At 41.1% G+C, this 20774-nt stretch carries 12 protein-coding genes; 5 read left to right on the top strand and 7 right to left on the bottom strand.

Annotated features, from left to right (window positions below):
- Positions 1-261 precede the first annotated feature (261 nt).
- The 3 genes from AAEU28_RS16850 to pyrC form a co-directional block, all read right to left on the bottom strand.
- Complete coding sequence (locus tag AAEU28_RS16850) at positions 262-2001, bottom strand: DEAD/DEAH box helicase family protein (RefSeq protein ID WP_421965167.1); 1740 nt, start codon at positions 1999-2001, stop codon at positions 262-264.
- 56 nt (positions 2002-2057) lie between these two features.
- Positions 2058-2366 carry an H-NS family nucleoid-associated regulatory protein gene (locus tag AAEU28_RS16845; protein ID WP_130255726.1) on the bottom strand — a complete coding sequence of 103 codons (309 nt, stop codon included), beginning with the start codon at positions 2364-2366 and terminating at the stop codon, positions 2058-2060.
- A 185-nt stretch (positions 2367-2551) separates the two neighbouring features.
- On the bottom strand, positions 2552-3592 hold the full coding sequence (gene pyrC / locus AAEU28_RS16840; RefSeq protein ID WP_421965162.1) for a dihydroorotase: 1041 nt from the start codon (positions 3590-3592) through the stop codon (positions 2552-2554).
- Positions 3593-3781: 189 nt separating this feature from the next.
- Between pyrC and AAEU28_RS16835 the strand changes: the two genes are divergently transcribed.
- A complete protein-coding gene (locus AAEU28_RS16835; protein ID WP_421965161.1) occupies positions 3782-6160 on the top strand; it encodes a bifunctional diguanylate cyclase/phosphodiesterase in 2379 nt (792 codons plus the stop codon).
- Positions 6161-6254: 94 nt separating this feature from the next.
- Here AAEU28_RS16835 and metE read toward each other — a convergent pair whose 3' ends face one another.
- Positions 6255-8528 (bottom strand): 5-methyltetrahydropteroyltriglutamate--homocysteine S-methyltransferase, encoded by a 2274-nt coding sequence (gene metE / locus AAEU28_RS16830; RefSeq protein WP_421965160.1) that lies wholly within the window; start codon positions 8526-8528, stop codon positions 6255-6257.
- 295 nt (positions 8529-8823) lie between these two features.
- Between metE and AAEU28_RS16825 the strand changes: the two genes are divergently transcribed.
- From AAEU28_RS16825 to AAEU28_RS16815, 3 genes are all read left to right on the top strand, one after another.
- Positions 8824-9711, top strand: a complete 888-nt coding sequence (locus tag AAEU28_RS16825; RefSeq protein ID WP_058029305.1) for a LysR substrate-binding domain-containing protein — start codon at positions 8824-8826, stop codon at positions 9709-9711.
- Positions 9712-9780: 69 nt separating this feature from the next.
- Positions 9781-10545 carry a YdcF family protein gene (locus AAEU28_RS16820; protein ID WP_421965159.1) on the top strand — a complete coding sequence of 255 codons (765 nt, stop codon included), beginning with the start codon at positions 9781-9783 and terminating at the stop codon, positions 10543-10545.
- A gap of 170 nt (positions 10546-10715) precedes the next feature.
- On the top strand, positions 10716-11078 hold the full coding sequence (locus AAEU28_RS16815) for a hypothetical protein (protein WP_058029303.1): 363 nt from the start codon (positions 10716-10718) through the stop codon (positions 11076-11078).
- A 118-nt stretch (positions 11079-11196) separates the two neighbouring features.
- Here the strand turns inward: AAEU28_RS16815 and AAEU28_RS16810 are convergent, their stop codons facing one another.
- Together AAEU28_RS16810 and AAEU28_RS16805 are read right to left on the bottom strand one after the other, a co-directional pair.
- Positions 11197-14370, bottom strand: coding sequence for an amidohydrolase family protein (locus AAEU28_RS16810; RefSeq protein ID WP_421965158.1), 3174 nt, complete (start codon positions 14368-14370; stop codon positions 11197-11199).
- 82 nt (positions 14371-14452) lie between these two features.
- Complete coding sequence (locus AAEU28_RS16805) at positions 14453-15283, bottom strand: M90 family metallopeptidase (RefSeq protein WP_421965157.1); 831 nt, start codon at positions 15281-15283, stop codon at positions 14453-14455.
- A 111-nt stretch (positions 15284-15394) separates the two neighbouring features.
- Here AAEU28_RS16805 and AAEU28_RS16800 point away from each other — a divergent pair, with 111 nt between their 5' ends.
- Entirely contained in the window at positions 15395-17722 is a 2328-nt protein-coding gene (locus tag AAEU28_RS16800; RefSeq protein WP_421965156.1) for a helicase-related protein, read from the top strand.
- 51 nt (positions 17723-17773) lie between these two features.
- On the opposite strand, the gene AAEU28_RS16795 is transcribed toward AAEU28_RS16800, so the two are convergent.
- Positions 17774-20665 carry a TonB-dependent receptor domain-containing protein gene (locus AAEU28_RS16795; protein ID WP_421965155.1) on the bottom strand — a complete coding sequence of 964 codons (2892 nt, stop codon included), beginning with the start codon at positions 20663-20665 and terminating at the stop codon, positions 17774-17776.
- Positions 20666-20774 lie beyond the last annotated feature (109 nt).

Raw genomic sequence — 20774 nt, 5'->3', positions numbered from 1 at the left:
TTCACTTTTTATGTCAACACTTAATTTCAAAAAGTTTTTTAAGATTAAGTTTTATTTGACTCGACATCGTTTTGATTTGCTTTTCAGCGTCTCGCCCCGTGTCAGTGGGTGCGCATTATAGGGCGAAATTAAAAGTGCGCAACCCATTTTTAAAATAAAAATATAAAAAATAGTTCGTTCGCGCACTTTTTAAACGAAACGCTTGTTTTCGCATGTTTTTAGATTAAAAAGCATACAACCGCTAACGTTCTGATGCCCAGTTTAAGACTTATCCGCGACTCTATAACTGCCTTCATAATCAAATAGCTTCTCTTTAACTTGCCAACCGTACTTCTTATGTTGGTTTGCAATTACAAAGTCAGGTGCTTTTAATTGGTACGCATATTGTTGAACTACCGATGCCTCCTTAAAGTTAATTGGAGAAGAGACTCCCGATACACGTTTTGCGTATTGATTATTAAAAACGTACACACTTTTACTATTATTAAAATCGTACACCTCACTACAAGATGCGCCGTCTTCATCAAAGTAAGTTACTTTTATCTTTTCATCGGCCAGAGTTGTAATAGACAAACCACTACAACGTAACACCATGGCGTTTTTGAGATTCAGTGCCGCTCTCAATTTATCGTCAGGATCAGCCATAATAGACTGGCATTGATGACATTGCCTTGCGGCTATGTCATTTTCAGCGCCACATTCATCGCATTCTTTAAATTTAAAGCGGTAGTCGCATTGTTGCTCTTCTTCGCCATTATCTAGTAATCCCTGACAACGGCGGCCAAAATGTTCTATGACTTTGCCTTGCTCATCTGTTTTTCCCCAGAATATATTGGCAAAGCCACAACCAGGACAAAGTACTTGAACAGGTTCATTATCTGAATTAGGTTTTTTAGCCCCCACTTCAGGTTGGAACAAATCAAACTGATTACCTGCAAAGTCCATAACGAGACAATCTTTTTTGTCATCTGCAAGCCGTAAACCTCGTCCAACTATTTGCTGATACAAACTGACGGATTCGGTTGGTCTCAATATAGCGATGAAGTCAACATGGGGGGCATCGAAACCCGTCGTAAGAACGGATACATTTATAAGGTACTTTATTTGTTTGTTTTTGAAGTGCTTAATAATGGCATCACGCTCTGCCTGATGGGTATCACCAATCACCAATGCAGCTTCACTTTGCGGCAAGTACGAAAAAATTTCTTTCGCATGCATAACCGTGGCAGCGAAGATCATTACACCTTTTCTTAAAGTGCTTTGCTCTATCACATGGTCAATGATACTTTTTGTCGCTCGGGTTTGGCTATCTAACAAACTATTCATTTCTGTTTCAGAAAACCTGCCAAAATTATCTGTTGTCAAACTCGAGAAATCATAATGTTTTATCGCCGGATCAACTTGTTTAGGCGGCGTAAGGTATTTATTGCTTATCATATACCTTAAAGGTAGCTCGAAAATACACTTCTTAAATGGAGAGTCGCTATTACCTCTGGCAAAACCATGATAATGATGTTGATAAATCCAACCCATGCCTAAACGATATGGTGTCGCGGTTAGACCAAGCACCTTTAAACTCGCGTTATGTTCTTTCAAAGCCGAAATGACTTTGCCGTACTGACTTTTATCATCCCCATTTACGCGGTGGCATTCATCTATAATGACCAAAGAGTATTCTTCATTTAACTGGTCGATATTTCTGGAAAGCGATTGAACACTGGCAAAGGTGACTTGATGAATAAGTGACTTTTGTTTTAAACCTGCAGAGAAAATACTCGCTTGTAGCCCAAAACTTTTATATTTTTCACTGTTTTGCTCTACCAACTCTTTTACATGAGCTAAAACAAGAATTTTTTTTCGGGCAAGTCTAGCCAACTCTGCAATTACAAGACTTTTGCCTGCACCTGTTGGTAAGACGATTACTGCTGGGTCGTTAGTTTTCTTAAAATGAGAAATGGTATTTTGAACAGCTTCTTGCTGATAAGGTCTGAGCGTGTAAATAACTAACCTCTAAAACAAATGAGCAGGCTATAAGCCTGCTCACCTAAAGACTAAACTTAAATTACTGCGTATTGTTGCAGGTCAACATCAACAAATACTTTAGGACGTTTTCCACGACCACTCCATTCAAAGATCTCACCGTCTTTCTCCATGCGATATTTAATGGCTACTTTACTGCGTTTGTCAGTCGGAGCACTTTCAAGCAAATCCTCAACAGTCAGTCCTTTATCTTTAATTAAAGCTAATACTTCTGCTTTTGCAGCTTCCTGCGCTTTTTGTGAGGCAATTGCGTCGTTTATTAATCCAAGCGCTTTTTCTAACTCACTAACACTTGCAGACTTAATAAATGATTTTATTTCTTTCATTGCCTTCTCTCAAATATTTAATTTCTATTTAGCTTAGTTGTGTATTTTAAATCAATTCCACACTCATATTAATAGTATAAATATATTAAAAACTTGCAAATATTATATTTGTTACGAAATATAATTGCACAAAAAAACGCGCTTAATGCGCGTTTTAGAAATTACAAAAAATAGTTAAGTTATATTTAAACTACTTTCCAGTCGATTTCTGCACCCGCTTTAATAGGCACAACATCTGCATCACCTAGTGGGTAACTGTCAGGCACCTGCCAAGGTGACTTCTCTAGCGTGATAGTATCGCTGTTTCTAGGCAAACCATAAAAATCAGCACCAAAGTGGCTAGCAAAGCCTTCTAGCTTATCTAATGCATCTACTTCTTCAAATGCTTCAGCATATAACTCAATTGCAGCATGAGCTGTATAAGCACCCGCACAACCGCATGCTGCTTCTTTCTTATCTTTGGCATGAGGCGCAGAATCAGTACCTAAGAAAAACTTAGGATTACCGCTTGTAGCAGCTTTTATTAGTGCCTGTTGATGTGTATTACGCTTAAGAATTGGTAAGCAATAATAATGAGGGCGAATACCACCAGCTAACATATGATTACGGTTATAAAGTAAGTGGTGGGCAGTAATAGTAGCAGCTACATTGTCAGAGGCTGCTTCAACAAACTCGACCGCATCTTTTGTTGTGATGTGCTCTAGTACAATTTTAAGTCCAGGGAAAGCATCAACAACTTTAGCTAGTTTTGTTTCTAAAAACACTCTTTCTCTGTCGAAGATATCGATTGAAGAGTCAGTTACTTCACCATGTACTAATAGCAACATGCCCACTTCTTGCATTGCTTCTAATGCAGGAAATACATTTTCAATGTCAGTTACGCCTGAGTCTGAGTTGGTCGTTGCACCAGCAGGGTAAAGTTTTGCAGCGAAAATTTTACCTGTAGCTTTTGCTTTTCTGATTTCTTCAGGGGTAGTTTTATCTGTTAGGTATAAAACCATGAGAGGTTCAAAATTGCCTTGCGGCTCTGCAGCCATAATACGATCACGATAAGATAATGCTGTATCTGTACAAGTCGCAGGTGGCACAAGGTTTGGCATGATAATGGCGCGACCCATATAACGGCTCACATCTCGAACCGTATCTTTTAGCTGCACACCATCACGTAAATGAATATGCCAATCATCAGGTCGAGTAATAGTTAAAGTGGTTACTTTACTTGTCATTGCTTATTTCCGCTGCTGAATTTGCTCGATCATAGGCACTTAGCCTTATCTAGTAAAGTTTTTAGGACGAAATACTCCTGATTTCTATACACTCATTTACAATCAAATTTGTTAATAACCCTATTTTATTATGTCGTTTTAACGACAAGTAGGTTAACGTATAGCCATGGACCAGAATGAATATTGTGCATGCTTTCGAATAACAACAAATTAGAATCAAAAACCGAACAGCTCAGCATTATAAATCAATTTTCATCTTCGCTTTTGCAAATCACACAGCTAGATGAACTTTTTGATTATGTAACTTCTCAAGTAGTAAGTCGTTTAGGCTTTGTAGACTGTGTTATTTATCTTGCAGATGAACAGGCTGAATTCTTAGAAGAAGTTGCATCTATGGGTGTCGCGCATCAAAGTATCGATTACCAAGTTGCCCAGACTCGTATACCAATTGGTCAAGGTATTACCGGGCATGTGGCCCGGACGCAAGTCCCTTTTGTGTCTGGGGATGTTAGAAAAGAAGCAATGTATATTGCCGATTCTCGCCCTGCCCTTTCAGAAATTTGTGTGCCTTTAGTTTATGAAAATACCCTACTCGGGGTAATTGATTGTGAACACCCTGAGTTAAATTATTTTACCGATGCGCATCTACAAATACTTTCTACCGTTGCTCATTTATTAAGCGCAAAAATATATCAGGTTCGTACACTTGATAATTTAACAACGACAGTAAAACAATTAAATCAAGCACAACAACTTGAACAATGTTTATTAAAAATTGCCAACATCGCATATAAATCAGCCGATCTAAATGCATTTTATGATGATTTATATCAAATCATTAATACTCAGTTACCCGCGGAAAACTTTTTTATTGCGCTTTATAACCGCAAATCAGATGTCTTAGAAATTAAATACCTTATCGAAAGTGAATTAAAATGTTTAGCAACGCCAAAAATTTCAAAAGACCAATTAAAAGATTCTGCGTCGTATTATTTGCTGAAAAGTAATAAACCTCTGCTATGTGATCAAATACAGTTTAAACAACACATTGAAGACGGGCATTTTAAAATGCTCGGTCGTTCGCCACTTTCATGGTTAGGTGTGCCGTTTACAGTTAATGAACAGTATCAAGGTGTTATTGTGTTACAAAGCTATCAAAAACATAAAAGCTTTGAAGCGCATGATCTTGAGATCCTTACTTATATAAGCCGCCAAGTAAGTATGGCCATAGATCGTCAAATCTCTCGTCAAGCACTAGAGCATAGAGCATTACACGATGAGTTAACCGGATTAGCGAACCGCTACTTATTGTTTGAGCGCGTGAAACACGCGATTTTGGCTTTAGGCCGTGCCAAGCAAAAAAACCTACACTGTTTGCTCTATTTAGATCTGGATAGGTTTAAAAGTATTAATGATTCTCTCGGTCACGATGTAGGTGACCACTTTCTTATTGCAATTGTTAATATGGTAAAAAGCTGTATTCGTAAAACCGATACTTTTGCCCGACTCGGCGGTGATGAGTTTGCGATCTTTATGGAAAATGTTCAGGACAAACATCAAGTAGAATTGGCGCTTGAACGTATCACTAATGCAATCGCAAAGCCATTACACATTGATGGTCATGTTTTACAAGCATCCAGTAGTATCGGTGTAGCCTTTACAGAAAGTGCCAAAGACAATGCGATTTCGTTGCTACAACAGGCAGACGCTGCCATGTATGAAGCCAAGTCTCGTGGTAGAGGCCAAGTGTGTTACTTCAATAATGCCATGCGCCGAAAGCTAAAGCGCCAAGCAGATATTGAAAACGACTTACAACATGGCATCAAAAACAATGAGTTCGAGCTGTTCTTTCAGCCTATTTTTGCATTGCAAGACCCCCATATTGTCAGTTTTGAAGCCTTGGTAAGATGGCATCACCCAAAAACTGGCTTAGTGCCGCCTAATGACTTTATTCCTATTGCTGAGCAAACAGGCCAGATCATCGACCTAGACCTGCACTTATTAGAGCTTGCGGGTGCACAGTTACAAAAATGGCGTCGCGCAGGTATGCCGACAATTCGAGTAACAGTCAATGTCTCGTCTCGTCACTTTGCCAGTCTTGAGTTTGTGGACTTTATGAAAAAGATCTACACCAAGTACCAGTTACCCAATGGGACATTGTGTTTAGAAATAACTGAGTCAGGCTTAATTGAAAACCTCAGCCTTGCAACGCGAATTATTGAAGGATTAGAACCTCTCGGTGTAAAACTTTATCTAGATGATTTTGGTACGGGCTATTCGGCGCTAGGTTATCTTCATCAGTTACCCATTCATGTACTGAAAATAGATAAGAGCTTTGTGGATCAATTAACACAAAAAGAGAACCCCTTGGTAGATGCTATTTTATCTCTAGCCCACTCTTTAAAGTTAACTGTGGTTGCTGAAGGTATTGAAAACCCAAAACAATGGGCGCTACTAAAACGTAAAGGTTGCCAATTTGGTCAAGGCTATATTGTGTCAAAGCCACTGCCAGCAGATAAAGCCATGGAGTTATTACTCAAACATACAGAGATGGTACTACCTATTTAAAAGTGACCTTCTACTTAAATTAATAAAACAAAACCTGCCTTACGCAGGTTTTGTTTTATCTTCTAGCTAAATTTATTTTTAGTTCAAGCTAATTTTATCCTAGTTCCTTTCTGAGCTCTTTGGTCGCTTTCACCATGTTATCAAGCGCAACTCTAGTTTCTTCCCATCCACGAGTTTTTAGACCGCAATCAGGGTTTACCCATAAACGTTCAACTGGGATCTTCTCGGCGGCTTTATGAATAAGCGATTTGATCCAAGCAATATCTGGCACATTCGGACTATGAATATCATACACACCTGGACCAATCTCATTTGGATAAGCAAAATCTTCAAAAGCATTTAGTAGTTCCATGTTCGAGCGAGATGTTTCTATGGTGATCACATCAGCATCCATATCGGCGATTGCACCAATAATGTCGTTGAACTCTGCATAACACATGTGCGTATGAATTTGCGTTTCATCTTTGACCCCCGATGCCGACACTCTAAATGCATATGCCGCCCAATCAAGGTAACTTTGCCATTCACTTGCCTTTAAAGGCATGCCTTCTCGAAATGCTGGTTCGTCAATTTGTATGATATCAATTCCCGCGTTTTGTAAATCGACGACTTCATCTCGAAGTGCTAATGCGATTTGATTTGCAATGCTTGGCTTGTCGAGATCATCTCTAACAAATGACCAAAATAAAATGGTGACAGGCCCTGTGAGCATACCTTTCATTTTCTTAGCGGTTTGCGCTTGCGCATATTGCGTCCAGTTCACAGTCATTGGCTTTTCTCGAGATACATCGCCCCAGATAATAGGCGGTTTAACACAGCGAGAGCCATAGCTTTGCACCCAACCAAATTGCGTAAATGCAAACCCTTCGAGCTGTTCACCAAAATATTCGACCATGTCATTTCGCTCAGCCTCACCATGCACTAGCACATCAATATCTAACGCTTCTTGCTCTTCAACCGCATAACGGATCTCCGCCTGCATTTGGTTTTCATACTCTGCGGCTGAAATAATACCCGCTTTAAACTCTTTTCGTGCTTGGCGAATTGCTTGTGTCTGTGGAAAAGATCCTATGGTTGTGGTCGGTAATAAAGGTAACCCTAATGCGGCTTGCTGCTTTTTAACTCGTTTGGCAAATTCACTTTGTCGCTTTGCGTGCTCGGCAGTAAGTGATGCCACTTTTTCTTGAACCACAATGTTATTTACGCGCTTAGAACTCGCTCTGGCTTTTACGGGCGCAGAATATAAATCTAAAGTTGTTAGTGCTTTATTCTCAATGGCTGTTTTAAGTAGCTTAAGTTCTTGTGCCTTTTGTTTTGCGAACGCCAACCAAGAACGTAATTCAGCATCAAGCTTTTCTTCTTGATCTAAATCTACCGGGGTATGGAGTAATGAACATGACGGTGCTAACCATAAATTATCACCACGACTTTGTGCTATGGGCTCGATTTGAGCATAAATAGAAGACAGATCTGCTCGCCAAATATTACGGCCATTAATAACCCCCAAAGATAAAACTTGGTCATCATTTAAAAGCTGGTTTAACTTTGCAAGATCTTGCTCACCTGCGACACAATCAAAATGCACACCTTCTACTGCATATTGCTGAATATCTTGATAGTAATCTTTTACTGAATCAAAGTAGCTTGCCAGTAAAACCTTCACACCTTGTCCATTTAATGTAGCAAAAGAAGTGCGCAATGCACTGCGATACTCATCTGATAACTCTAAGGCAAGAATTGGCTCATCAATCTGCACCCATTCAACGCCAAGTTCAGCCAACTTTTGTAACACTTGCTGATAAACTGGTAACAATCTCTCCAGAAGCAAAAATTTATTAAACTGCTCATCTACACACTTGGCTAAATGCAAATAAGTGACAGGCCCTACCAAAACAGGTTTAACTTTATAACCCAGACTGTGTGCTTCAGAGACTTCCTCAAACAGTGCTTGCCAGCTAAGTTCAAAGGTTTGCTCTTTAGAAAGCTCGGGTACTATATAGTGGTAGTTGGTATTAAACCACTTAGTCATTTCACTCGCAGCACAGGCACAACCACTTGGCGCTTTACCTCGGCCTATTCTGAATAATGTATCTAGGTCAACAATGCCATCGGTATTTACATGGCGCTTTGGTATAGCGCCTACCAATAAGCTGGTATTGAGTACATGGTCATACCATGCAAAATCGCCAACCGGAAGTAATTCTATGCCAGCTTCAGCCTGTATCGCCCAATTCTCGGCTCTGATCACTCTGCCTTTCTCTAGTAACTCGGCCTGAGTGAGCTCGCCTCGCCAATACGCTTCGACTGCAAATTTGAGTTCACGTTTTTTGCCAACTCGAGGAAAACCTAAATTATGAATATGTGCCATGCTCTTTCCTTAAAATTATACGGATGTTTAGATGGCTAAAAGTATTAACATGAGATAGGATGAAGACAATTGATGGTTTTTCAGTTTTAACATGAACAAAATTAATCAAATAAAATTGTAAAAAATATGATCAAAACATGACAACGCTGTCAAAAATAGTGTTATAGTGATTTTGCTAATTAAACACAGTTTTATGCTGTTTTTATAAACTAGCAAACACGGAAATTTAAGTTATGCAGTTCAGGAATAGGTGAACTCTGAATTTTGCTCACTCTAAGAATGAGATTTATTAAAGATGATAGATATTAAACATTTAAAAACCATTTCAACGCTTAAAGAAACCGGCTCGCTTGTCAATACAGCCCGTGAACTGTTTTTAACTCAATCAGCTTTATCTCATCAAATTAAAGACTTAGAGAACAAATTAGACTGTCAGTTGTTCGAAAGAAAAACACAGCCCGTGCGTTTTACCCCACAGGGGATGCTATTACTAGAATTGGCCAACGAAGTGTTACCGAGAGTAGAAGCTACAAAGTGTCGATTAAAAGAAAGCCTCAATCAGCCAATTTCGCAACTGCGCTTAAGTGTTGAATGCCATGCATGTTTTCATTGGCTATTGCCGACAATCAAAGAGTTTAACAATTTCTGGCCTGACATCCATGTAGATTATGAGCGCGGGTTTAGCTACGACGCCATTCCTGAGCTATTAAACGATGACTTAGATTTAGTATTAACTTCTGACATTCGTGAAGCAGACAAGCTTGAATACGCACACCTTTTTGATTTTAAGTTGAAGCTGATTGTATCACCCGATCATGAACTGGCTAAAAAAGCTTATGTCACGGCCCTCGACTTAAAAGACGAAACCATTATTTCGTACCCTATTCCAAAAGAACGCCAAGATATTTTTAAGCATTTTATTCAAAATGCACGCTTTGACGGTACATTAAAAACGGTGGATCAAGGGTTGCTTATTTTCCAATTAGTCAGTGCCGGTATGGGTGTTGCCGCTCTACCTGATTGGTTAGTAACACCTTATGAAAGCCAAGGGTTAATTAAGTCTATCCCGCTGGGCGCACTGGGTTTAAACCGTCCAATGTATTTAGCCATGAAGAAAAATATGAAAGACAACCCTGTCTATCGTCACTTCTTAAATACGTGTAAGCAAAGTAACGGACGATAACCACTGAAATCATCTGGTTGTCTTACTGATTCTATTTTAAACTAGCCCAAATTCTCTTTGGGCTTTTTTATGTTTGAAATCAAAAAGATCATCGGCGGCCTCTTGATGCCCTTGCCACTCACCTTAATTATCTTGTCACTGTGTTTATTGTTTATCGCAAAGCAAAATAAAAAGTCATACTTAATTGCTTGGCTTTGTGTTCTTGCCACTTGGTTTATAAGCACACCTTACGGCGCAAACTTATTGATTGAACCTGTCGAGAAGACACAAGCGCCTTTTGATATTAAAAAGCACAAAAAGCTCGACTATATTGTTGTACTTGGTTGTGATGTCTATGCCAACAGCCGTTTGCCAGCAAATGGCCAACTTGGTGGCTGTGCGTTATCACGCCTAGTTGAAGGGCTTCGTCTGGCAAACGCATACCCACAAGCCAAACTGATTGTCTCCGGGTATGGTTTTGGCAAAACCACAGGCGCTGATTTAATGGCTGAGACCGCTAAAAGTTTAGGTATTGCAAAACACCGAGTTTCGACAAATCCAACAGCCAAAGACACCGCCGATGAAGCAAAGCTACTTGCACCAAAATTAGTCGATAGGCAAGTTGCATTGGTAACATCAGCAAGTCACATGGCCAGAGCCAGTGATTTATTTTATGTGCAAGGCGTTGATGTGATTAAAGCACCCGTGCAATTTTACACTTATACAAATACCCCTACACATAAGCTTTTTATTCCAGATTCGGGGGTATTAAGAGCGGTTACGAGTCACTGGCATGAAGTTATAGGTAAAACATGGATTGCATTAAGACGATTCATTAACCCTGAAGCTTTATGAATCAGTGCTTAAAAATACGTTAAAATGATTACTTTTACAGCGCTTTATCGCATTTTAGATGGCTAAAAGTAGAGAAATGGCGCAAAAAATTGAAAATTAGCCCAATTTTCGGTATAAATGCGCCTTTAAATTAAACCCGCGTATCCGCGTATTAACGACTAGGATCTACGATGAGTAAACTTGATAAAACTGAAGTATTAAGCGCTTTTGAAGCTGCATATGAAGCTGCCCATGGTAAAAAGCCAGAGATCACAACTAAACCTGGCTGGTACAGCATTGATGGTGGCAAAAACATGCGTCTTGCAGATGTAGCAGCACTAACAGAAGAGCTTACTTCTGGTTCTGCGGCTCCTAGCCAAGAAGCGGCTCCTGCTAAAAAAGAAGCAAAAAAACCAGCAGCGCCTGCGAAAACTAAAAAAGCAGCATTTACTGTTGTTAAAGCTAACGAAGAAGGTTACACACCAGAAGAGTTCTGGATCATCCGTCTTGCTGAAAAAGAGCATGACTGTCGCCTTCCACGTGGTGTGGTTTAATTCCCACTCACAGTTAGACATAAAAAAACCGCGTTTACCGCGGTTTTTTTATGTCTGGATTTTATATTAATTAAAACCAACAGGAGTGAGACCTAAGCCTCACTCACCTGTGAAAAAGTTACTCTTCGAAGAATAACTTCTCACGTTTTTTCGCATCGACTTCTTGCATCGTTGACGCATCAAATAGACGGCCATTGATCATTGTATGACTGATCTTGTCCGTATCTCTGATGTTATCTAGCGGGTTTTTATCAAGCACGATTAAGTCAGCTAATTTGCCCGCCTCAATTGAACCAATATGTTCATCAAGACCGATATGCTTAGCCGGATCAATCGTGGCCGCACGCAATGCTTCATGTGGCGTCATGCCACCTTGTGCAAACATCCAGATTTCCCAGTGTGCCGCTAGGCCTTCACGCTGACCATGTGCACCAAGGTTCACAAGTGCACCTAAATCTTGTAATTCAGCAGACACGCGCGCATTGTTGAAGTGATTATAATGATGATCTGGTGATTTAATACGGCGCATTGAACGGGGTAGTAATTGGTTCTTAGGCACAAACTTACTTAATCTTGGGTGTGCCCACACATCGGTTTTATCGTACCAGTAGTTTTCACCCCAAATACCGCCATAAGCCACACCTAGCGTTGGTGTATAACCTACATCAGTCTGCGACCATAACTGCTTAATGTCATCATAGATATGCGAGACAGGTAACGAGTGCTCAATACCAGTATGTCCATCAACGACCATAGTGAGGTTGTGTTGTAACAATGAACCACCCTCAGGCACAACCATCATGCCTAACTGACGACCCGCTTCAACTACTTGCTGACGCTGTTCACGGCGCGGTTGGTTATAAGACTTCACACTAAAGGCACCGACTTTTTGTAAACGCTCTAAGTGGAACTTAGCATCGTCTAATGAATCTACGTGTGATGTATAACCCGGCATATTCGCACCGTACAAAATTGTGCCGGTTGAGAAAATACGAGGTCCAACAATTTTACCTGCTTTTTGCATTTCGCTGGCTGCAAAGATCTCTGTGGTATCGTTTGATGGATCGTGAATGGTTGTTACACCTAAAGATAAGCCCGCAAAGTTCTTCCAGTTTTGTTCTGGAATGATCTCGTTACTGCCTTGCGCACCGTGCGCGTGTACATCCACCAGCCCAGGTAAAATAGTCTTACCTGTTACATCAATCACTTTTGCGCCTTTTGGAATACGCACATCAGCTTGTGAACCCACGGCTTTGATGTGTTTGCCATCAGTCAGCACCACACCATTTTCGATAACTTGCTCGCCTTTCATGGTAACAATGGTTGCGCCAGTTAACGCTATCATGCCTTTTGGCTCGGCCATTTTCTGTTTAAAACCAATGTTTGTGCCACTTGCCACTTTAAAGTCAGCATCTTCTGCTTTATTGATATCAAACATGCCTGCAAGTGATGCGTGATAAAGCTCAGGTCCTAGACTCCAATATAGTTTATCGCCTTTAGCACTCCATGAAATGCCCTCACCCGCTCTGACAGATAACTGCTCAACAGGGAACTGTTTGTCGCTCGGAGAGATATTAATGGTTTTGCCACTTTCTACAAATGGCGTCACAAATACTTTAAAACGCTCAGCAAATGCGAGGTATTTACCATCCGGAGATACACGGTATTCAGTCGCATGTTTTGATTCGTATAAAACCTGTGTTTTCTTCGTCTCTAAGTTTACTGCGCGCAATTGCGGTTTAGGCCACCCCGCCATTACAAAGATACGGTCGTTTCTGTCAGCAAACTGAGGTTGGAACCCAGACTCTGTGATGAGCTCTGATTCACCGCCTTTACTTGAAACTTTGTAAATCCCCGACTTTAACGACCACTCAGGTGTTAAAATTGAACTGCCTGAAGTTCTACGGTAAACCACAGTATCACCATCAGGGCTAAATGTTGGCTCTACATATTTGCCTGGCTGTTTAGTAACTGCTTTACCTTTGCCTGAACGTGCAGATACAACACGTACCGAGCCCTGCTCTTTGTCATCCCAAGTGACATAAACAATCTTTTTGCCATCACGCGAAAATTGTGGGAAGAATTCAAAATGATCTTTTTGCTTAGTCAAACGCTTAATTTTGCCCGACTCAAGATCTCTTTTATAAATGTGACCCATGGCTTCAAAAATAGCCGTTTCACCGTCAGGAGATACTTGTACGTTACGAAGCATTTTTACATCGAATTCTGGCTCATCGATGTCTTGAGCAAAACGTAATGCTTTTTGCAGCTTTTTGGTGGTTTCAACTTTAAAAGCAATTTCTTCAACTGACTTGTCTTTCACTGCCAGTTTATGAATTTTACCACCCGCCCAGAATACCAAATGTTTTTGATCTGGCGTCCAAGCTATGGTTGGATACACACCGTGAATGGCCCAAGTCTCTTGCATATCGCGCTCAAGTTCACCATAAAGCTTAGTATGCTCACCTGACTCTAAGTCATATAAATAGAGGCTTGATTGAAAATCGTCACGTTTAATATATGCCAGTGTTTTACCATCTGGTGACGGGGTTGGACGAATAGCGCCGCCCATGCCCGATAAGATCACCTCGATCTCACCTGTTTCTCTGTCTAAACGCTTAATTTTATAAATGCCTGCCACTGAATCTTTTGAGTAGTGGAAAGTTTTTCCCGGTGTGGCATCTTGTGAGAAATATACATAACGTCCATCTGGCGAGAACGCAGGTTCGCCTAAATCTTTTTGCTCATTTGGACGCTTAGTGAGTTGAACACCATTACCACCACTTTTGTGGTACATCCAAACTTCACCTGCACCTAAAGAGCGAGTACCCGTAAAGTGCTTACGCGCCACAATAAAGTTACCATCCGGGCTCCATGCAGGACTGTTTAATAAGCGGAAGGTTTCTTTGGTAACGGCCGTTTGCTCTGTTCCATCACTCTTCATCACCCAAATATTGTCGCCACCACCTTGATCTGAAGTAAAGGCAATATACTGACCATCAGGACTAAAACGTGGTTGCATTTGCCAACCAATGTCTGAAGTTAACTGTGTGGCTTTACCGCCTTTCATCGGCATAGTGTAAATGTCGCCAAGCAAATCAAATACGATGGTTTTACCGTCAGGGCTGACATCGACATTCATCCAAGTACCTTGCTCTACCGATACTTTCGCATCAAAGAACTCACCTTGCGGCGCATCTACTTGCCATTTTTCTGATTTTTCTGCGGCCTGTGCACTGCCTAGTGCCAATGACACAGAAAGTGCGAGCGCACTATAGAACTGTTTTTTCATCTTGTTGTCTCTCAGTTATCATTACAATTGATTGCAACAAAATTTCGAATGAGATACCAGAAAAAGCCACCAGTTGCAGATTTTATCGACGGTACCAGTTACGGGGGTCAAACTGGTAATAATCCGTCAGCAAAGTGAATAACTCTGGGTCGTATTGCTTAAGCTCAAACGGTTTTTCTATGAATGTCTCGGTCAGCACCGCAAAAAATTCCGCCTCATTGGTTGCTCCGTAACTATGCATAACATGATGCATGCCGTAAGCCACATGACTTTTGAGGTTTGAAAATGCACGGGTAAACACTTTGCCCCATTGTTTATACATGGCCTGTGAGCGTAACTGGGGTGTGCCATTGGTTTGCCCTGTTTGTTGATCAAGCTGATGGGCAAATTCGTGAAATACCAGATTATGACCATCTTCAGGTAATCTATGCCCTTCAATTACGTTATCCCAACTTAAAACCAAAGTACCACCGGGCCAAGATTCCCCTTGTCTAACTGAAGTATGGTAATTAACCAGCCCCGCCGCATCGCGACTTTGCTGTGGCGCATAGTAACTACTGGGATATAACAGCACTTCTTTGACATTTGGGTATAAGGGCCATTGACTGTTTAGCACCAATAAACAAGCATCGGCGGCAATAAGCAAAGCCATGGCACGATTCACTTTTAAACCATCACGACCTAATACGCGCTTTTCACCTAAAAACCATACAATATGACTTTCAAGCTTTTCGCGATCTTTATCGGTCATATTACGATAGATAGGCATATATTTAAGTAATATTTGCTTATCTTGCTCTGACAGGTTTTGCTCAGCATATTTATGCTGCCAATATTGCCTCATCACATCGTGCCAACGCCAATAAATCACCACAAAGGCCACGAGCGCCAACATCAAGAAAATATTTATCATATGAATACTCTTTACTCTATTAATGACTTAGTTGGTATGAATTGCAGCGATTTCAATATAGCTTTGATAAAATCCAAGAAACTTAAAAATTATAAAATAGAACGCGCTGCCATGACTTTACCTATAGCCCAGATAGAAGCTGATTTTCACGCTCATATTGACTCTTCTCCGCTTGTGATCAGCGCAAGTACTGGTTCAGGTAAATCGACTTGTTTACCCGTTTGGGCAAAAAAAATTGGTCGAGTGTTAGTAGTACAACCAAGACGTATTGCCTGTACGTCACTTGCAGAATATTTAGCAGAGCAAAGCCAGCAACCGCTCGGAAAAGAAATTGGCTACGCCATTCGTTTTGAAAGCCACTTTGATGAAAACACCCAAGTGATTTTTGCCACACCCGGTGTCGCACTGCGGTGGTTTTTTGAGTCTAAATTAAAAGCGTTTGATGTGGTCATGCTCGATGAATTTCACGAGCGTCGCTGGGACATGGATCTGCTGCTTGCTCTTCTCAAAAGTCACCAAGCCCATAAACTCATCGTCACCTCTGCCACACTAGATACACAGCCTTTATGTGATTATTTACAAGCAACACACCTGCATAGCGAGGGAAAGATGTTCCCCGTCGAAGAGACTTTTATTGCGGATGATATGAGGGCGATGCCAAGCAAACATGACTTAGCCCCAAGGGTGTATCAAGCGTGCGCTCAAGCATTGAATGAAAACCAAGGCGATATTTTGGTGTTTTTACCGGGCAAAGGCGAAATTCAAAGTGCCGCAAGTGCGCTCAAGGAGTTAGATGCCATTGTCATTGGTTTGTATAGTGGTTGTCATAAATCTCAGCAAGATTTAGCGCTTAAACAACAATCAAAACAACGTATTATCTTAGCAACCAATGTTGCTGAAACCTCATTGACCATACCCAATATTACTTGTGTGATTGATTCAGGCCTTGAGCGTCGTACACATCTTCGTGGCGGTAAAACGGTACTCGCACTAGAAGCCATAGCTACGGACTCTGCAAAACAACGACTTGGCCGCGCAGGTAGAACGCAAGCAGGTAGCTGCATACGCTTATACGGTCAATATGCGCCACTAATAAAAACCACGCCGCCAGAAATTCACAGTGAAGCCTTGTCTGAACTGGTATTGGCGAGTGCTTGTGCAGGATACAACATACATACGTTACAATTTTTAGAGCCATTGCCAAGTAGCTCGTTAAATACCGCCATTACACAATTACAAAAAGTCGACGCCCTTGATAATGATTTGAACCCCACTGAGCTGGGCAAAGTGTTATATCCGCTGCCCATTGATGCAGAATATGCATACTTAATTACGCAGATGCCAAGCGGAGCACTAAAACAAGCCATGATCGATGCCCTCGCCGTTTTAAGTGTGCCAGCACGGGTTTATCAGCTACCTAATAATTCAGAGCAACTCGAAGAATTAAACAAGGCCCTACCCAATCATTGCGATCTAGAATTAGCTATTAATCTACTTAGAGGTAAAGCCCCTCATGTAAATGTCGAACAAAACGCGTTTGAAGAGGCCAAGCAATTTAGCGAACAACTACGAGAGGCCTTTTCATTACCAGAGCTGAGTAAAGCCGCGAGTTTTGATAGAAATTTACTCTTACAACATATTGCTCAAGCCCGACCTGATTTACTTTATATAAAAAGAAATAATCGACGCGGTGCATTTGGTAATGGCCACAGTGAAGTGATCCCTGCCAAAGAGTCTCGCATTAACGATAAGGCGCAAGCAATGATAGTGTTAGACACGTATGCCATGGCTGGTAAAGGCACAAAACAAGCCATGACGTTGGCAACCTGCGCCGCGCCTATATCGCTTAATCTTATTAGTGAATTTGCGCAGTGCGAAACCACACTCAGCAACGCTGAAATCATTAACGATGACATCATGGTGAATATCAGCCATATTTTTGCCGGGATAGAGCTTTCGTCAAAACTTGAAACTGTTACCTCAGAGACACTCATTCCCGCCTGTGTTGAGCTGATTCTCGATAATCAATTAATGCCAGGCGTTGCTGGCCAAGTGACTGAGGCAATTGATTTTCATACCCTTTATAACCAATCAGAAAATACCACAGAGGCACTGCCAACAGCCGAGCTATATTTGCTAGAAACGTTGACGGATTTAGGCATTCGTGAACAAGATGACTTGGCTTTGATCGAACCTGAAGACTTATTTTATCAAGGTGTGGAATCTTGGTTAATCGAGCCATTTAAAGAAAAATATCCGCTTAAAGTCGATTTACCTGAGTTAAAACTATCTGTTGAGTATTTCTTTAAAGCAAAGCGTTTAACCCTACATTATGAAAGCGGCGCGCGCAAAGATGCACCTAAAAGATGGGAATTGCCAGCATGGCAGGGATTTAAAATTCAGTATAAAAAGGCAAGTAAAGTGGTTGACGTGAGATAAAAAAACCCTCGAACGTATCGAGGGTTTTTAATTTTATCAGGCTAACTTAAATTAGAACTTAAAGTTAACACCTGCAGTGAATGTACGACCATACATATCGTAGTAACCGTTATCTGAATCATATACACCTGGTACACGAGGTGGTGTTACGTCAAATAGGTTATTGATGCCTGCTCTTACTGTTAACTGCTCAGAAATATTGTAGCGAGCATTTAGATCAAACTCAGTATGAGAGCGGATATCGTTGTAGTTGTTGTTTTCAATTGTCCAAACACGGTCACGAACAGTTGAGTGACGGTACTTAGTGAATAGACCAACATATAAGTCATCAAGTGTATAACCGATGCTTAGAGTCGCTTTCCAACGAGGGTAACGCTCTTCACCCACTGTAGGGTTGAACGTATATTGATCATCGTTCACATCGTCAATACGCTCGTTCTCAGCAAGGTAGTTTGCGATAGCGCGGAACTTGAACTCACCGAAAGACGTATCAAGCTTGTAGTTAGCTTCAATGTCAACACCCTTCATCTCGATGTATGCTAGGTTAGCTGAAGCAGCTTTAACTTCGATGATGTCTAAGTTTGCACGACGGTCAAATAACTGACAATACTCGTTTGTTGCAAAGTTAGAAGAGCGGTAACAGTTGTTAACGATTGTTTGAGGGCCAACAAAAGTTAGTGCATCTTCAATCTTATAATTCCAGTAGTCAACAATTACGCCAAGGTTATCAGTCGGAGTATATACGATACCGAATAATGTATCTTCTGAAGTCTCTTCCTGAAGGTTCGGGTTACCACCATTTACACTTTGCGGTGTAACTTCACGCCATGCCTGACTTGGTCTCCACTCATCTGCAACTGGAATTCCATCCGCCGCACAGTTAGCACGAATTGCTGCTTTAAATTGATCTTCAGCGGCTTCAATTTGTACTGCATCACATGGATCACGGTAAGATGCGAATGACTGTGTACCTGTGTTAAACAAATCGTCTAGCTCTGGCGCACGAACTGATTTCGAACGTGTAGCTCTAACACGGATATCGTCAATTGGCTGCCACGCAAAACCAACTTTGTATGCACTGTTACGACCTACTGTAGAGTAATCCATCGCACGGTATGCAATATCTAGCGATAGTTCTTCAGCTAAGAAAGTATCAGCCAATAGTGGGATAGATACTTCTAAACCAAGCTCAGTTACGTCAAACTCTCCGTCCCATGCACGAACAAAGTTGTTGAAAAGTAGGTTGTTCTGCATTGCTGCGCCTGGCGTTCTTTCACCACGCTCTTCACGGTATTCACCGCTTAAAGCAAACGAAATTGCACCTGCTGGTAGTTCAAAAGCAGCACCTGAGATAGACGCACCTAGAACTTTCTGGCTCTTAACACTGTGTTGTGTACCATCAGTATTTACATAGTTCAATGCTTCTTCTGATGCTGCATTTTGGCCAAGTAAATTTAACGGAGCACAACCTGCGATAGCACCAACAACTTCGCCAGCATCATTTCTGTCTGCACAAACAATAGAGCCGTCAAGAAGTGTTGCATCAAGCGCGTTATCTAAGTGTGCTTCTAATAGCTCACCGCCCCAATGCGCGTCTTCTGTATTTCTACCGTAGTTGTAATAAACTTCGTAGTCATACTCATCCATGATAACACCTTTCACAGATAGAGTACCGCTGAAGTATGCTTGGTCATTGTAGAATTGACGCTTACCGCCACCTACACCTAACTTAGTGATCCAAGCAACATCTTCTGGGTTTGCACCTTGCTCATTGAAGATATCTCTTGCATCTTGACCCCAGAAAGGGTTATCAACACGAATAGGCTTTGCAAGGAATACTGGGCTTGAATCAGATACAGATGACGTTTTACCATAAGCCATTTCAAAGCTAACACTATGATCGTCATTAATATCTTTGTTAATTGCTGTGAACGTATTTAGACGCTCAAGAGGTACTGCAATGTATGTATGATCTAGGAATTTATAACCGTCAGCATCTTCACCGTAAAAACGGTTTTGTGCATTTGGAGCTGGACGAGGACCGATACCTGTATTTGCAGGATTCAATTCACCATTAGGACCAAATGTGTAGCTTTGACCACCAAGAGTTACCATACCCTTACGGTCGTAAGCGCCTAATACTTGAGGTAAGCCTTGGAATTTTTGCGGTGCTAAAACGAACTGAGGAATACCATCTTCTTCACCTGTATTCTCAGGGTTACGCATAGTAACGATCGTGTCGCGGATAAAGTCTCTGTCACGACCATCTAATTGGCCAATGTTTGAATATGTCGCATTAAAAATGAAGCTGTTGTCTTCATTTTCGCTACCAAACGTTAGAGAGAATACGTCTTCTTCACCGTTGTCTTGTTGCGGTCTTGAAGTTAGAGCATCAATGCTGAAACCATCATAAGAGTCTTCAAGGATGATGTTAACAACACCAGCCATCGCGTCAGAACCGTATACAGCTGAAGCACCACCGTGAGTAATTTCTACACGCTTGATTACCGCAGTTGGGATCATGTTAAGGTCAACTGCAGAGCTTGTAACACTTGATGATACAAAACGCTTACCATTTACAAGAACTAGTGTACGACCAGTGCCTAAGCCACGTAGGTTAGTAGTACGAATACCAGCACCGAAAATACCTTGGCCAGTAGTTAAAGAAGTACCGATATCAGCAGAAGGTGTTGAATCTAAAAGATCACCAACGTTAGTTATACCTGCATCGCTTAGGTCTGCACCTGAGAAAACTGTTACTGGAGTAGGCGCTACTTCAGAATAACGTTTGATACGAGAACCAGTAACCTGGATGCGCTCTACTTTTTCTTCTTTTGCTTCTGTCTCTTCAGCAGCAAAAGTATTTGCTGAAAACGCAGCTGTTGAAGCCGCACCAAAAGCAATCGCTAGGCGAACTGCTTTTGAAACTTTATTGTTTAACATTTATTTCTCCCTGATCTCACTTCGTAAGATTTTGTTTTTTAATGTTTTTATTGAACTATTGCAAATTTAACAAATGTACCTAATGCAATACTCCGGCAACATACTAATA

Source organism: Pseudoalteromonas sp. SS15 (assembly GCF_049257195.1).
In the GTDB taxonomy this organism is placed as follows: Bacteria; Pseudomonadota; Gammaproteobacteria; order Enterobacterales; family Alteromonadaceae; genus Pseudoalteromonas.
Note: the sequence above shows the minus strand (reverse complement) of the source record. Positions and strands in the feature narration are given on the sequence as shown.